This is a genomic window from Micromonospora sp. NPDC005707 (assembly GCF_040631005.1).
Classification (GTDB): domain Bacteria; phylum Actinomycetota; class Actinomycetes; order Mycobacteriales; family Micromonosporaceae; genus Micromonospora.
The window spans coordinates 190486-203077 of record NZ_JBEXYR010000005.1; the positions used below are offsets into that span (position 1 = coordinate 190486).

The 12592-nt window shown below is 73.6% G+C and carries 16 protein-coding genes; 5 read left to right on the forward strand and 11 right to left on the reverse strand.

From position 1 onward, the window contains the following. Positions 1 to 65: 65 nt before the first annotated feature. From ABZ452_RS11400 to ABZ452_RS11420, 5 genes are all read right to left on the reverse strand, one after another. The gene (locus tag ABZ452_RS11400) at positions 66 to 803 is read right to left on the reverse strand and encodes an alanyl-tRNA editing protein (protein ID WP_357941422.1); all 738 of its coding nucleotides are present in this window, start codon (positions 801 to 803) and stop codon (positions 66 to 68) included. A gap of 11 nt (positions 804 to 814) precedes the next feature. After that, a complete protein-coding gene (locus ABZ452_RS11405) occupies positions 815 to 1702 on the reverse strand; it encodes an alpha/beta hydrolase (protein ID WP_357941424.1) in 888 nt (295 codons plus the stop codon). Then, positions 1699 to 2019, reverse strand: a complete 321-nt coding sequence (locus ABZ452_RS11410; RefSeq protein WP_357941426.1) for a DUF2516 family protein — start codon at positions 2017 to 2019, stop codon at positions 1699 to 1701. Before ABZ452_RS11410 ends, ABZ452_RS11405 begins: the two co-directional genes overlap by 4 nt. A gap of 72 nt (positions 2020 to 2091) precedes the next feature. Continuing rightward, a complete protein-coding gene (locus tag ABZ452_RS11415; RefSeq protein WP_357941428.1) occupies positions 2092 to 2769 on the reverse strand; it encodes a hypothetical protein in 678 nt (225 codons plus the stop codon). Then, a complete protein-coding gene (locus ABZ452_RS11420; RefSeq protein WP_357941430.1) occupies positions 2766 to 3398 on the reverse strand; it encodes a helix-turn-helix transcriptional regulator in 633 nt (210 codons plus the stop codon). Before ABZ452_RS11420 ends, ABZ452_RS11415 begins: the two co-directional genes overlap by 4 nt. A 111-nt stretch (positions 3399 to 3509) precedes the next feature. Here ABZ452_RS11420 and ABZ452_RS11425 point away from each other — a divergent pair, with 111 nt between their 5' ends. After that, the gene (locus tag ABZ452_RS11425) at positions 3510 to 4307 is read left to right on the forward strand and encodes an alpha/beta hydrolase (RefSeq protein WP_357941432.1); all 798 of its coding nucleotides are present in this window, start codon (positions 3510 to 3512) and stop codon (positions 4305 to 4307) included. A gap of 9 nt (positions 4308 to 4316) precedes the next feature. Here ABZ452_RS11425 and ABZ452_RS11430 read toward each other — a convergent pair whose 3' ends face one another. The 4 genes from ABZ452_RS11430 to ABZ452_RS11445 form a co-directional block, all read right to left on the reverse strand. Beyond that, the gene (locus ABZ452_RS11430; RefSeq protein ID WP_357941434.1) at positions 4317 to 5276 is read right to left on the reverse strand and encodes an asparaginase; all 960 of its coding nucleotides are present in this window, start codon (positions 5274 to 5276) and stop codon (positions 4317 to 4319) included. A 94-nt stretch (positions 5277 to 5370) separates the two neighbouring features. Then, the gene (locus ABZ452_RS11435; protein WP_357941436.1) at positions 5371 to 6198 is read right to left on the reverse strand and encodes a 3-keto-5-aminohexanoate cleavage protein; all 828 of its coding nucleotides are present in this window, start codon (positions 6196 to 6198) and stop codon (positions 5371 to 5373) included. Between the two features lie 117 nt (positions 6199 to 6315). Further along, positions 6316 to 7428, reverse strand: a complete 1113-nt coding sequence (locus ABZ452_RS11440) for a folate-binding protein (RefSeq protein WP_357941437.1) — start codon at positions 7426 to 7428, stop codon at positions 6316 to 6318. Continuing rightward, the gene (locus ABZ452_RS11445) at positions 7425 to 7853 is read right to left on the reverse strand and encodes a Fur family transcriptional regulator (protein ID WP_262282865.1); all 429 of its coding nucleotides are present in this window, start codon (positions 7851 to 7853) and stop codon (positions 7425 to 7427) included. Before ABZ452_RS11445 ends, ABZ452_RS11440 begins: the two co-directional genes overlap by 4 nt. Positions 7854 to 7920: 67 nt before the next feature. Between ABZ452_RS11445 and ABZ452_RS11450 the strand changes: the two genes are divergently transcribed. After that, on the forward strand, positions 7921 to 8769 hold the full coding sequence (locus ABZ452_RS11450; protein WP_357941439.1) for an aminotransferase class IV: 849 nt from the start codon (positions 7921 to 7923) through the stop codon (positions 8767 to 8769). A gap of 162 nt (positions 8770 to 8931) precedes the next feature. Here ABZ452_RS11450 and ABZ452_RS11455 read toward each other — a convergent pair whose 3' ends face one another. Together ABZ452_RS11455 and mtfM are read right to left on the reverse strand one after the other, a co-directional pair. Continuing rightward, the gene (locus ABZ452_RS11455; RefSeq protein ID WP_357941441.1) at positions 8932 to 9519 is read right to left on the reverse strand and encodes an FABP family protein; all 588 of its coding nucleotides are present in this window, start codon (positions 9517 to 9519) and stop codon (positions 8932 to 8934) included. A gap of 55 nt (positions 9520 to 9574) precedes the next feature. After that, on the reverse strand, positions 9575 to 9679 hold the full coding sequence (gene mtfM, locus ABZ452_RS11460; RefSeq protein ID WP_046570768.1) for a small membrane protein MtfM: 105 nt from the start codon (positions 9677 to 9679) through the stop codon (positions 9575 to 9577). Positions 9680 to 9691: 12 nt separating this feature from the next. Between mtfM and ABZ452_RS11465 the strand changes: the two genes are divergently transcribed. From ABZ452_RS11465 to ABZ452_RS11475, 3 genes are all read left to right on the forward strand, one after another. Further along, on the forward strand, positions 9692 to 10066 hold the full coding sequence (locus ABZ452_RS11465) for a DsrE family protein (protein WP_357941443.1): 375 nt from the start codon (positions 9692 to 9694) through the stop codon (positions 10064 to 10066). Between the two features lie 85 nt (positions 10067 to 10151). Beyond that, complete coding sequence (locus tag ABZ452_RS11470) at positions 10152 to 10532, forward strand: SCP2 sterol-binding domain-containing protein (RefSeq protein ID WP_357941445.1); 381 nt, start codon at positions 10152 to 10154, stop codon at positions 10530 to 10532. Then, positions 10529 to 12583, forward strand: a complete 2055-nt coding sequence (locus tag ABZ452_RS11475; protein WP_357941447.1) for a glycogen debranching N-terminal domain-containing protein — start codon at positions 10529 to 10531, stop codon at positions 12581 to 12583. The genes ABZ452_RS11470 and ABZ452_RS11475 overlap by 4 nt, the downstream gene beginning before the upstream one ends. Positions 12584 to 12592: the final 9 nt, after the last annotated feature.

The following is a 12592-nucleotide window of genomic DNA, read 5'->3' on the forward strand; positions in this document are numbered from 1 at the left end:
CACCGATACCTGACAGCGGAGGTCCGGATTCGGCGGCGTCACGCGAACCGCGCCGGCCGGCGGGCTCAGCCGACCAGGCGCACCCGCACCCGGCGGTTGGCGCGGCCCTTGCTCTCCACCTTGACCACCTGGACCTTGCCGATCTGGGCGGTGGAGGCGACGTGGGTGCCGCCGTCGGCCTGCACGTCCAGGCCGACGATGTCGACGATCCGCACCTCCTGCTCCTCCGGCGGGATCAGGTTGGACTGGGTACGGATGATGTCCGGCAGGGCCAGCGCCTCCGCCCGGGGCAGCACCCGGACGGCGACCGACCGGTCGGCGGCCACCTCGGCGTTGACCAGGTCCTCGATGCGGGCCTTGAAGTCCGGCGGCACCTCGGGGAGGTTGAAGTCCATCCGGGCCTCGCCCGGCTCCATGTTCCCGCCGGTGACCAACGCCCCGAAGTCGCGGAACACCACTCCGCAGAGCACGTGCAGGCCGGAGTGGGTACGCATCAGCATGGTGCGCCGGGTGTCCTCTACCGCGCCGCTGACGGCGGTGCCGACCGGCGGCACCGGGTCGCCCTCGGCCGGGACGAGCCAGAGGTCGTCGCCCTTGCGGGTGCCCACGATCCGGGTCTGCACCCCCTGCCAGAGCAGCACCCCGTGGTCCGGCGGCTGCCCGCCGCCGCCCGGATAGAAGGCGGACCGGTCCAGCACGATGCCCTGCTCGGGATCGGCCGCCAGCACCGTGCACTGCCATTCCCGCAGGGTGGGGTCGGCGAGGTCGAGGCGGTGGGTGCGGCCGTGGTGTGTGACGCCCATGACCCGCGACGTTACCCGTTGAGGAACGTCGAGATCCGCTCCCGCAGGTCGGCGCGTTCCGTCCAGAGCACGCCCGGCCGGTCGTACACGTGCAGGGTGGCCTGGGGCAGCGCGGCGGCCAACTGCTCGGCGACGGTGACCGGGTGCAGGTCGTCGCCCGCGCAGCCGATCACCAGGGCCGGCGCCGTGACCCCGGCGAGCACCCCGGCGTCGCGCAGCGGGGCCTGCTCGGGCAGGCCGGCCAGGCCCGGCGCGAGCCCGTCGCGGAGCAGCTGGTCGAGCCGCTGCCGCAGGTAGGCCCAGCCGGCCGGGGTGTTGCGGACCGAGGGCGGCAGCTCCAGCGACACCACGTCGGCCAGGGCGGAGGCGTCCCCGTCGGCCACGGCGTCGAGCAGGTCGGTGAGCCGGGCCCGGGCCACCTCGCCGCGCGGGGTGTCCAGCACGGCCGGCAGGAAGAAGACGAGCTTCTCGAAGCGTTCCGGGCTCTCGACGAGCAGGCGGCAGAGCGCCCCGGCGCCGAGGCTGGCCCCGAAGGCCCGGGTGGCGCCGCCGAGGTCGGCGACGGCGCGGAGGTCACGGGCCAGGTCCAGGTAGCTCCACGGGCCGGGCGGCGAGTCGGAGCGGCCGTGCCCGCGGAACTGGAAGAAGATCCGCCGGCCGGTGACCCCGCTGCCGAACGGCCGGGTGGTGGCGATGCCGTTGCCCAGCCCGTGCGCGAACACGGTGACCGGGTCACCGGTGCCGGTGACGAGCCGCTCCAGGCGTACGCCGTGGGGCGTGGTGACCAGCTCGGTTTCCGGCTCCGGCAGGGCCGGCCGGCCGGTGCGGGGCGCGCCGGGCCCGGGGCCCCAGGTGCGGGGGCCGCCGTCGGGCGGCGGTGGCCAGCGGAAACCTCTCACCAGGAGCCTCGGCCGTCGTGCAGGTCGCGCAGCCCGACCCGGACGTCGAGCAGGTAGATCAGGGCCGCCGCGACGCCGATCAGGCCGAAGATGCTCAGCACACCACCCCCGACACCGAGCAGGGTCAGCACCATGCAGACCGCCAGGATGGCGATCCACCCGCCCTTGGGAAGGGTGCCGATGGCCGCGAAGGCGTCGGAGCGTTGGGTGATCGCGTGCACCAGGGAGACAGCCTCGATGACCAGAGCGAAGACGAGCAGGATCAGCTCGATCACGAGGCGGACGTCGTCGAAGAAGAGCGGCGCGGCGTAGGCCATGTCGGCAAGCTTATGCCGAGACCCCGGAAACGTCCGACAGGACGCTGTCCGGGGTCTCGGTCCAGCTTCGACTCACTCGGCGGCCGGGCGGGTCCGCTTCGTGGTCCTCGGCAGCTTCGCCGACGGGGTGGCCTTGGCAGTGGTCGCCTTGGTGGCCCGGGTCCGCTTCACGGCGGCCGGCTTGGCCTCGACGACCTCGGCCACCTCGGCCGGGGTCGGCACCTCGGCCGGCTGGGCGGCCGGCGCGGCCGGGGTGGTGTCGGCCTCGGTCGCCTCGATGTCGGCGTTCACCGTGTCGGCGGCCTCCAGCACGCCCGCGCCGACGACCCGCTCACCGCGGGCGACCAGCTCGGCGTACGTGGCCAGGGCGCGCTCCTGCGCGGCCTGCGCGCCGGCCAGCACGGCGGCGGCGTTGCGGCCGGCAGCCTCCCGCAGCTTGTCCAGGTTGGCGGCCTCGCGGAGCTTGTCCAGGTTGGCGGCCTCGCGCAGCTTGTCGAGGTCGAGGTCGGCCGAGCCGGCCTTCTCCCGCAGCCCCGTCGCGGTCAGGTTGGCGGTCTTCAGCGTCTCGGTCGCCTTCTGGCGCAGCTCGAAGCCGGTGAGGACGGCCTTGCCGCCCAGGTCGGCGACGACGCGGGTGCCGAGGCCACCGACCACGGTGGGCAGCTTGCGCAGCTGCTGGAGGGCGAGCTCGCCGGCGCCGGCGGCCGCGTAGACGGGGGCCGGGATGCGGTTGGTCTTCGGCTGGGTCATGACTGCTCCTCTTCGGCCGCACCGGCGGCCTTCCGGACCACCCTGCGGGCGGTCTTCTTCTGGGGGACGGCGGTGGTCGGGGCGGGCGCGTGGCCCGCCTCGGTGACGGCGACCGACTCGAGGACCGCCTCGGTCGGGGTGCCGTCCGGTGTCGTGGGGCCGGTCGCGGCCGGCGCGACGGTGGCCGGGGCCTCCGGCGCGGTGGCCGGCTCGGCGAGCGGGGCCGGCTCGCTGGCCGCCTGGGCTGTCGCGGTCGCCTCGGCGGCCGTCGCGGTCGCCTCGGCGAGGCGCGCGTTCTCCCGGCGGAACGTCTCGTAGATCTGGGTGAGCGACTGCTTCTGGGCCATGGTCAGCTCGGGGTCGACGGCGATCGCCGCGAGCACGCCCTGCCCCTCCTTGTCGTCCAGCAGCCCGGCCCGCAGGTACATGGCCGGGGTGGAGACGCGCAGGGCGCTGGCGAGCTGCTGGAGCACCTCGGCGCTCGGCTTGCGCAGGCCGCGCTCGATCTGGCTCAGGTACGGGTTGCTGACGCCGGCCTGCTCGGCGAGCTGCCGCAGCGAGATCTTCGCGTTGCGGCGCAGGTCGCGAATGAACCCGCCGACGTCGGGAAGGTCCTTGCTGGTGGCCATGACTCCACGCTAGCTCGCGCTGCTAGCTGCTGCAAGCAAAATGCTTGCCAGAGTTAGCGATGTCACGGATAGCCGGTTGCGTGCCGGGTGTCGGATCCGTACGGTGCCCCCGTGGCGAAGATCGAAGTCAACGGTGCCCTGCTCACGTACGACGAGATGGGCAGCGGTAGCCCGGTGGTGCTGCTGCACGCCGGCATCGCCGACCGGCGGATGTGGCGAGGGCAGGTGCCCGCGCTCGCCGCCCGGCACCGGGTCATCGCCGTGGACCTGCGCGGCTACGGCGACTCCGAGCTGCCGCCCTCCCCCTTCGCGCACCACGACGACGTGATCGAGCTGCTCGACGCGCTGGGCGTGACACAGGCCGCGCTGGTGGGCTGCTCCTTCGGCGGCAAGGTCGCGGTGGACACCGCGCTGGCGTACCCGGAGCGGGTCGCCGCGCTGGCCCTCTTCGGCGCACCGGTCTCCGGCAACGAGTGGTCCGAGGAGACCGAGCAGCTCTGGGAGGAGCTGGTCGGCGACGTCGACCCGGAGGACTTCGCCGCGACCGCGGCCGGCGAGGTGCGGTTCTGGGTGGTCGGCCCGACCCGCGAGCCGGCCGGCGTCGACCCGGAGCTGATCCGGTTCGCCGAGGAGATGGACCGCCGGGCGCTCGCCGCGGAGCAGGCGCTCAGCGCGGTCGAGGCGGGCGAGCTGGACCCGCCGGCGATCGACCGGCTGGCCGAGCTGCGGATGCCGGTGCTGGCCGGCGCGGGCGCGGACGACCTGGCCGACATCCGCCGGCTGGCCGACCGGATCGCCGATGAGGCCCCCCGGGGCGTTCGGATGCCGGACGTGCCGGATGCCGGTCACCTGCTGCCGCTGGAGCGCCCCGAGCCGGTCAACGCCGCGCTGCTCGACTTCCTTCGCTGACCGCCCGGGCTACCAGACCGGGCGGACCGCCCCGACCGCCAGGCCGCCGCCGAGCAGCGGGATCTCGGCGTACTCGGTCAGCACCGGGGCCTCGACGCCGAGCCGGCGCAGCGCCGACACCAGCACGGGCATCCGGGCCCGCCCGGCGCCGTCGTCGACCTTGAGGGCCACCGCGCCGACCTCCGGCACCGCCGCCGCGATCACACCCTCCGCGCCGACCTTGGCCAGCAGTCCGGGTACGCCGCGCATCAGCCGGGTGTCGTCGGCCTGGGTGCCCCCGACCAGTTCCGGGTACGCCCGCATGGCGTCGGCCACGGTCCGCTCGACGGTGCCCGGCTCGGCGGAGACCAGCCGCAGGAAGGCCCGCGCCAGCCCGGTCAGCGAGACGGCGAGCACCGGCGCCCCGCAGCCGTCCACCCCGACGGCCGCCACCTTCTCCCCGGTGAACTCCTCGATCGCGGCGGTGAGCCGCTGCTGGAGTGGGTGCTCGGGACGCCAGTAGCCGTCCAGCGGCCAGCCGGCGGCCAGGCAGGTGAGCAGCATGCCCGTGTGCTTACCGGAGCAGTTCATCTGGATTCGGGACGGGGCGCCACCGGCGCGCAGCACCGCCTCCCGGGCCGCCTCGCCGACCGGCAGGTCCGGCGGGCAGTGCAGCGCCTCCTCGGCGAGGCCGGCGCCGCGCAGCAGGGCGCGGACGCGCTCGATGTGGAACTCCTCGCCGGCGTGGCTCGCCGAGACCAGCGCCACGTCGGCCGGGTCGGTCAGCGGCAGGCCGGCCCGGAGCATCCCGATCGCCTGCATCGGCTTGTTCGACGACCGGGGGAAGACCGGCGAGGTGGCGTCCCCCGCCCCGGCCACCGGCGCGCCGGCAGCGTCGAGCACCGCCACGGACCCACGGTGGAAGCCCTCCACGAACCCGGACCGGACCACCTCGGCGAGCGGCACGCCGCCCTCGTACGTCTTTCCCACGCAGTGGACGGTACCGACGGGCTCGGCGGGGCCGGCACCGGGGTGACCAGGGACGTCGGCGCCCGGCGTACAGGGGTGGCGGGCCGGCCGTCGCTTACAGGCCGAGCAGCGCCCGGGCCTCGGCGGTGGTCAGCGGAGGGCGCTGGGCGAGCTGGGCGAAGCCGACGGCGCGGGCGACCAGCTGCATGTTGGACTCGACCGGCCGGCCCTTGGCGTAGGTGACCGTGTCCTCCATGCCGACCCGGAGGTGACCGCCGGCCGAGAGCGAGGCCAGCATCACGGGGATGGTGGTGCGCCCGATGCCGGTGGCCGAGAAGGTGGTGCCCTCGGGGAGGTCGCGCAACATCTGGTGGGCGGCCACCAGCGTGGCCGTGGTGCCCGGCATGCCGCCCGGCACCCCCATCACGAAGTCGACGTGCACGTGCCCGCCGTGCGGCAGCCCGTACTTGCCGAGCAGGCGCTGGAGCGCCGTGAGGTGGCCGAGCTCGAAGATCTCGTACTCGGGGACGACGCCCCGCTCCTGCATCCGGGTGTGCAGGTCGACGATGAACTCCCAGCGGTTGAGGAACACGTCGTCGCCGAAGTTGACCGTGCCCATGGTGCAGGAGGCCATGTCCGGGGCGGCGTCGAGCACGGCCAGCCGGGCGGCCTCCGGGTCGGTCACGGCGCCGCCGGAGGAGAGCTGCACGATCAGGTCGGTGCTCTGCCGCAGCGCCGCCACGGTCTCCCGCAGCCGGCCCTGGTCGAGGGTGGGCCTCGCCTCGTCGTCACGGATGTGGACGTGGATCACGGCGGCACCGAGCGCCTCGCACTCCTTGGCGGTGAGCAGCAGCTCGTCGAGGGTCACCGGCAGCGCCGGCACCTCCGCCTTGGCCGACTCCGCGCCGGTGGGGGCAACCGTGATCAACGTCCCTGTGGTCATGTCGGGATCCTAAACCGCCGACTCCCCTCCGGTCGACAGCCGGAAGCAGCAGAATCGGCCGCGACGACGCCCGGAAGCAGAAGATTTTCCGCTTCAGCGCCGCCTGGGCGGCATCCCTTACGCCGGATCGATGGCGGCGGCCGTCTCCCCCACCATCAGCCGAGCGTCGTCGGCCACGTTCCGCTTGACCACGGCGAGGGCGATCTGGCCCAGCTCGAAGTGGTGCACCGCGGTGCCCACGAAGCCGACCGCCCGGCCGTCCAGCGTCACCGGCGTGCCGACGGCCGGCGGCTGGTCCGTGGTCACCCCGTCCAGGTGCAGCAGGACGAGCCGGCGCGGCGGCTTGCCCAGGTTGTGCACCCGGGCCACCGTCTCCTGGCCGCGATAGCAGCCCTTGTCCAGGTGCACGGCCGACCCGATCAGGCCCACCTCGGCGGGAATTGTCCGGTGGTCGGTGTCCACCCCGGCCCGGGCCTGCCGGGCGGCCACCCGCAGCGCCTCGTACGCCCACAGCCCGGCCACCGGCACACCGGCGCCGCGCAGCTCGTCGACAACCTGGGTCATCGCCGCGCGGGGCACCAGCAGGTCGACGCCGAGCGGCACCCGCCGGGCCCAGCCGCCGACGGGCAGCGGCTTCACGTCGTACACGACGGAGGGCCGGGACGGCAGCTCGCCGGAGCGGAACTTCGGACCCGGCACCGCGACCACGTCGGGCGCGGCCAGCCCGGTGACCCCGAGGGTGCCGAGCGCGCCGGCGGCCTCCGGCCCGACCAGCGAGAGCAGCGCGTGGTCGGCCGTGACGTCGCGCGGGTCGACCTTGCTGAAGAACCGCATCCGCTCCAGATAGGACAGGAGGCCGCCGGTCATCCCGGGCTCGGTGTCCAGCCAGGTGGTCTCGCCGTCCTCGGCGACCAGGGCGTGCTGCTCGACGTGCCCGTGCGGGGAGAGCACCAGCAGCTCGCTGCCCTGCCACGGGCGCAGCGCGGCCAGGTGCTGGCTGGTCAGCGTGTGCAGCCAGGTCATCCGCTCCTCGCCGGGGACCGCGATCACGCCCCGGTGCGAGCGGTCCACCAGGCCGACGCCGGTGGCCAGGGTGCGCTGCTCGCGCATCGGGTCGCCGTAGTGGGCGGCCACCGGGCCGACCCCGGCCGCCCGGTGGGCCGGCTCGGGCTGCTCCCGGGTCTCCTCGTCGATGGCCTCGGCGGTCACCGCGCCCGCGATGTCGATCATTTGCGTTCCCCGTCCTCGCACTGGCCGCAGACGCCGAACAGCGCCACGTGCCCGATGTCGACCTGGAATCCCCGCTGCGCGGCCAACTGGTCGGCCAGCGGCCGGAGCAGCTCGGGGTCTATCTCGTCGATCGCACCGCACTCCCGGCAGACCAGGTGGACGTGCTGGTGCTCACCGGCCGCGTGGTAGGTCGGCGAGCCGTGCGACAGGTGGGTGTGTGTCACCAGACCGAGGCGCTCCAGCAGCTCCAGCGTCCGGTAGATCGTCGTGATGTTGACCCCGGCGGCCACCTCGCGCACCGCCGTGTGCACCTGCTCCGGCGTGGCGTGCCCCAGGTCCAGGACAGCCTGGAGGACCAACTGCCGCTGCGCCGTCAGCCGCAGCCCACGGGAGCGGAGCAGTTCCGCCAGGGAGGATTCGGACACCGTCCGATCATAGTTCGGCCGCCGCGCCGGTCCGCCCGCCGGCGGGGTACGCCACTACGCTGCGCTCGTGGTGGCGACGCGGGTGGCCGTGCCGGGCCGGGGCGTCGTGCCGGCCGGTGAGGCGGTGCTGCGCGGCGACGACCGGGGCGTGCTGCACGGCGACGGCCTGTTCGAGACGATGCACCTGCGCGGTGCGGAGCCCTGGCTGCGGGACGCCCACCTGGCCCGACTGCGGGCCGGCGCGGCGGCCATCGGGCTGGCGCTGCCGCCCACCGACGTGCTGGTCGAGCTGCTGGACACGGTCCGCGCGGGCTGGCCGCCGGAGGTCGAGGGCGCGGTGCGGCTGGTCTGCACCCGAGGGCCGGAGGGCGGCGGGGCGCCGACGGTCTACGCCACGCTGGGCGAGGTGCCGGCCGCCGCGCGGCGGGCCCGGCGCGACGGGGTGACGGTCGCCACCCTGCCGCTCGGGGTGGCCGCCCGGTCCCGCCCCGAGCTGGGGTGGCTCCCGAACGGTGTGAAGTCCACCTCGTACGCGCTGAGCACCGCCGCCCGTCGCTGGGCCGAGCGGGCCGGGGTGGACGACGTGCTCTGGGTCTCCACCGACGGCTACGTGCTGGAGGCGCCGACCGCCAACGTGGTCTGGCTGACCGACGGCACCCTGTGCACGGTCCCGGCCGCGGCCACCGGCATCCTCCCCGGCGTCACCGCAGGCTGGCTTCTCGACCACGCCGACGAGTTGGGCTTCCGTGCCGACGAACGCCTGCCCACCCTGGCCGACCTGCACGAGGCCGACGCCATCTGGCTCACGTCATCCCTCCGCGGCCTGGCCGAGGTGCGCTCGCTCGACAAAACCCCCCGCCCCCCGTCCCCCCACACCGCCACGGCCCAGTCCCTCCTGGGTCACCCACACCCCTGACCGGCCCCCCGGCCCCCCGGCCTCCCGACCTCCCGACCTCTGACAGCGTTGATCATGAAGTTATTGCGCCGACACGCCGCTGTGGCGGGCAATAACTTCATGATCAACGGGTGAGGCGGGGTGGGTGGGGTGGGGCGGGGGGTGGGGCAGGCGGGGAGGGGGTTAGCCGGCTACACGGGTCAGGCGGGCCGACAGGTGGGGGCTCAGGGGGTGGCCCACGGCGGCCATCTCCTGGGCGTAGAGGAGGGCGCCCTCGACGATGCCGAAGAGGCGGGCACCCGCCGTGACCTCCTTCGCCGTGGCCGTGCGGACCACCGCGTCGGTGACGAACTCGATCTGGGTGCCCTTGCGCTTGCCGATGTGCAGCTCCATCACGCCGGTGGGCGTGGTCATGAGCGCTTCCAGCTCGTCGGTCACCCGGTCCCCGTCCAGCACCGGACGCCACCAGCCCACCTCACGGCCGGCCGGGCGGACCGGGCGGCTCTGGTCGTCGAGGATCCAGGCGCGGGACTCGTAGAACAGGAACGGCCGGCCGTCGTGGCTGATCCGGATCTCCTGCGCGAAGTCGAAGTCCTCGATGGTGGGGAACCCGCCGCGACCCCGCCCGCGCCACACCCCGATGTACGGCAGCAGGCCGTCCAGGCTCCGGTGCAGCTTCGGGCCGACGCGCAGGTCGTGGCTCTCCTCGTACGGATACGGGTCGACCGGCGGCGCGTTCAGCCACGGCGGCTGAAGCGGGTTCTCACTCACCGCGCCACCTTCGTTCGCGACTGCGGGGCTCGCAAACCCGGCTCACTCCTCGCGCTCACCATTTTCCTCTCGAAATGCGTACGGCCAGGTAGACCAGGCCACCGGCGAGCGCGCCCAGGCCGGCGACCAGCAGGCTGACGAACCCGATCTCGGTAACCATCCCGGCCATCCTATGCTGGGCGTCATGGCCCGCACTCTCGTCGTCAAGGCCACCGCCGGAGCCGACGCCCCCGAGCGTTGCGCGCAGGCCTTCACCGTGGCCGCCACGGCGGCCGCCGCCGGGGTGGACGTGTCGCTCTGGCTCACCGGGGAGTCGACCTGGTTCGCGCTGCCCGGGCGGGCGCAGACCTTCGACCTGCCGCACTCCGCGCCGCTGGCCGAACTGCTGCACGTCATCCTGACCACCGGCAGGGTGACCGCCTGCACCCAGTGCGCGGCCCGCCGCGACATCGGCCAGGACGACGTCATCCCCGGCGTACGGATCGCCGGGGCGGCGGTCTTCGTCGAGGAGGCGATGGCCGAGGGCGCCCAGGCCCTGGTCTACTGACCGACCCGACCGCGCGGCGAATGTCCGTTACGCGCGGACTGCCGATCCTGGCCCGACATGTCCGGCCACTGCCTACGATCCTGATGTGGGCGAGGCGATCGAGCGGTTCTTCGCATCCCTGCCGGCGCGTGCCCCGGCGGTGCTGCGCGGGCCCACCCGCGGCCGCCTCCAGCTGGACCTGACCACCGGAAACCGCACCGAGCACTGGTTTCTGGAGATCGCGCCGGGGACCATCCAGGTGTCCCGGGAGCAGTTGCCGGCCGACGCCGTCTTCACGATCAGCGCCGAGCTGTTCGAGGAGCTGGTCACCGGCCGGGAGGCCGCCATGGCGGCGGTGCTGCGCAACGAGGCCACGTTCAGCGGCAACGTGGTGCTCTTCCTGATGTTCCGCCGGTTCTTCCCCGACCCGCCCGGCGTCCGGGATCCCCGGGAGAGCGCCCGCGAACACGTCCGGCGGTCGGCATGAGGGAACGCGTCAGCATCCTGGACGGCAACACCTTCCTGGTCAGCGACCGGCGCGGCGACATCGAGCCGTCGTTCGACTTCCCCACCGGGCTCTTCTCCTTCGACACCCGGTTCATCTCGACCTGGCTGCTCACCCTGAACGGGCAGCGGCTGCACGCGCTCTCGATCGACGACTCGCTGTCGTACCGGACCCGGTTCTTCCTGGTGCCCGGGGAGCCGACGCACTACCTGGACGCCAAGGTCTCGCTGATCCGCAGCCGGTCGATCGGCGGCAGCTTCGACGAGGAGCTGACGCTGCTCAACCACTCCGGTCAGGAGGTGGAGTTCATGCTCCGGCTGGACATCGGCTCCGACTTCGCCGACCTGTTCGAGATCAAGCACCAGCGGCAGAAGAAGGGGCACACCAGGCCCACGGTCAGCGAGAACCAGCTGCGGCTCACCTACCGGCGGGAGGGATTCCACCGGGAGGCGGTGGTGACCAGCAGCGAGCCCGCCGAGGTCGACCGGGAGGGGCTGACCTTCCGGGTCCGGGTGGGGCCGCACGGCGAGTGGACCACCCAGCTGCACGTGGGGACGAAGATCTACGGGGCCCGGGGGGAGGACATCCGGGCCACCCTGCCGCTCGGCGGGCAGCGCTCGGTGCAGGCCATCCACGCCGAGCAGAACGAGCTGATCGAGCGGGCGCCGAAGCTCGGCTGCGACTGTCAGCCGCTGGCCGGGGCGTACCGGCGCAGCCTGAACGACCTGGCCGCGCTCCGGTACGAGTCGATCGCGCTGGGCGTACGGCTGCTCGCCGCCGGCCTGCCCTGGTTCATGACCCTGTTCGGGCGGGACAGCATCTTCACCTCGCTCCAGGTGCTGCCGTTCCTGCCGGAGCTGGTCCCGCCGACCATCCTCATGCTGGCCGGCCTCCAGGGCAGCCGGGTGGACGACTTCCGGGACGAGGAGCCCGGCAAGATCCTGCACGAGCTGCGCTACGGCGAGACCGCCGGCTTCGAGGAGCAGCCGCACTCGCCGTACTTCGGCTCGGCCGACACCACGGCGCTGTTCGTGATCCTGCTCGACGAGTACGAGCGGTGGACCGGGGACACGAAGCTGGTCAGGCAGTTGGAGCAGGAGACCCGGGCGGCGCTGGCCTGGCTCGACACGTACGGGGACCTGCTCGGCACGGGCTACATCTGGTACATGACCCGCAACCCGGAGACCGGCCTGGCGAACCAGTGCTGGAAGGACTCCTGGGACTCGATCTCCTACTCCGACGGCCGGCTGCCGGCGTTCCCCCGGGCCACCTGCGAACTGCAGGGCTACGCGTACGACGCCAAGCTGCGGGGCGCCCGGCTGGCCCGGACGTTCTGGAACGACCCGGCGTACGCGGACCGGCTGGAGCGGGAGGCGGCGGCGCTGAAGGAGCGGTTCAACCGGGACTTCTGGATCCCCGGGCGGGAGTACTACGCGCTCGCCCTGGACCCGGACGGGCGGCACGTGGACGCGCTCAGCTCCAACATCGGTCACCTGCTCTGGAGCGGCATCGTCGACGAGTCCCGCGCGGCGACCGTCGCCGGGCACCTGCTCGGGCCGCGGCTCTTCTCCGGCTGGGGTGTACGGACCCTCGCCGACGACCAGAGCCGCTACAACCCGATCGGCTACCACGTGGGCACGGTCTGGCCGTTCGACAACTCGATCATCGCCTGGGGCCTGTGGAAGTACGGCTTCCGGGAGGAGGCCGGGCAGATCTGCGACGCGATGCTGAGCGCGTCCCGCTACTTCAACGGGCGGCTACCCGAGTCGTTCGCCGGCTACGAGCGCGACCTCACCGACTATCCCGTGGAATACCCGACCGCGTGCAGCCCGCAGGCCTGGTCGGCCGGCACCCCGCTGCTGCTGCTGCGGGTGATGCTCGGCCTGGAGCCGCAGGGCGAGCACCTGATCATCGATCCCGCCGTTCCGACCGGGATGGGTCGGGTGGAGCTGCTGGACATCCCGGGCCGCTGGGGCCGGGTGGACGCCCTGGGGCGCAGTCGCGAGCCGCACGACCAGCGCCACGGGCACTGACCGGCCGGG

What these genes read in the sequence shown, in the direction of transcription:
- ABZ452_RS11435 (WP_357941436.1), bottom strand. Translation starts at nt 6,198, where the DNA reads ATGACCACAGGGACGTTGATCACGGTTGCCCCCACCGGCGCGGAGTCG.
- ABZ452_RS11400 (WP_357941422.1), bottom strand. Translation starts at nt 803, where the DNA reads ATGGGCGTCACACACCACGGCCGCACCCACCGCCTCGACCTCGCCGAC.
- ABZ452_RS11420 (WP_357941430.1), bottom strand. Translation starts at nt 3,398, where the DNA reads ATGGCCACCAGCAAGGACCTTCCCGACGTCGGCGGGTTCATTCGCGAC.
- ABZ452_RS11415 (WP_357941428.1), bottom strand. Translation starts at nt 2,769, where the DNA reads ATGACCCAGCCGAAGACCAACCGCATCCCGGCCCCCGTCTACGCGGCC.
- mtfM (WP_046570768.1), bottom strand. Translation starts at nt 9,679, where the DNA reads ATGGTTACCGAGATCGGGTTCGTCAGCCTGCTGGTCGCCGGCCTGGGC.
- ABZ452_RS11475 (WP_357941447.1), top strand. Translation starts at nt 10,529, where the DNA reads ATGAGGGAACGCGTCAGCATCCTGGACGGCAACACCTTCCTGGTCAGC.
- ABZ452_RS11465 (WP_357941443.1), top strand. Translation starts at nt 9,692, where the DNA reads ATGCTGGGCGTCATGGCCCGCACTCTCGTCGTCAAGGCCACCGCCGGA.
- ABZ452_RS11410 (WP_357941426.1), bottom strand. Translation starts at nt 2,019, where the DNA reads ATGGCCTACGCCGCGCCGCTCTTCTTCGACGACGTCCGCCTCGTGATC.
- ABZ452_RS11440 (WP_357941437.1), bottom strand. Translation starts at nt 7,428, where the DNA reads ATGATCGACATCGCGGGCGCGGTGACCGCCGAGGCCATCGACGAGGAG.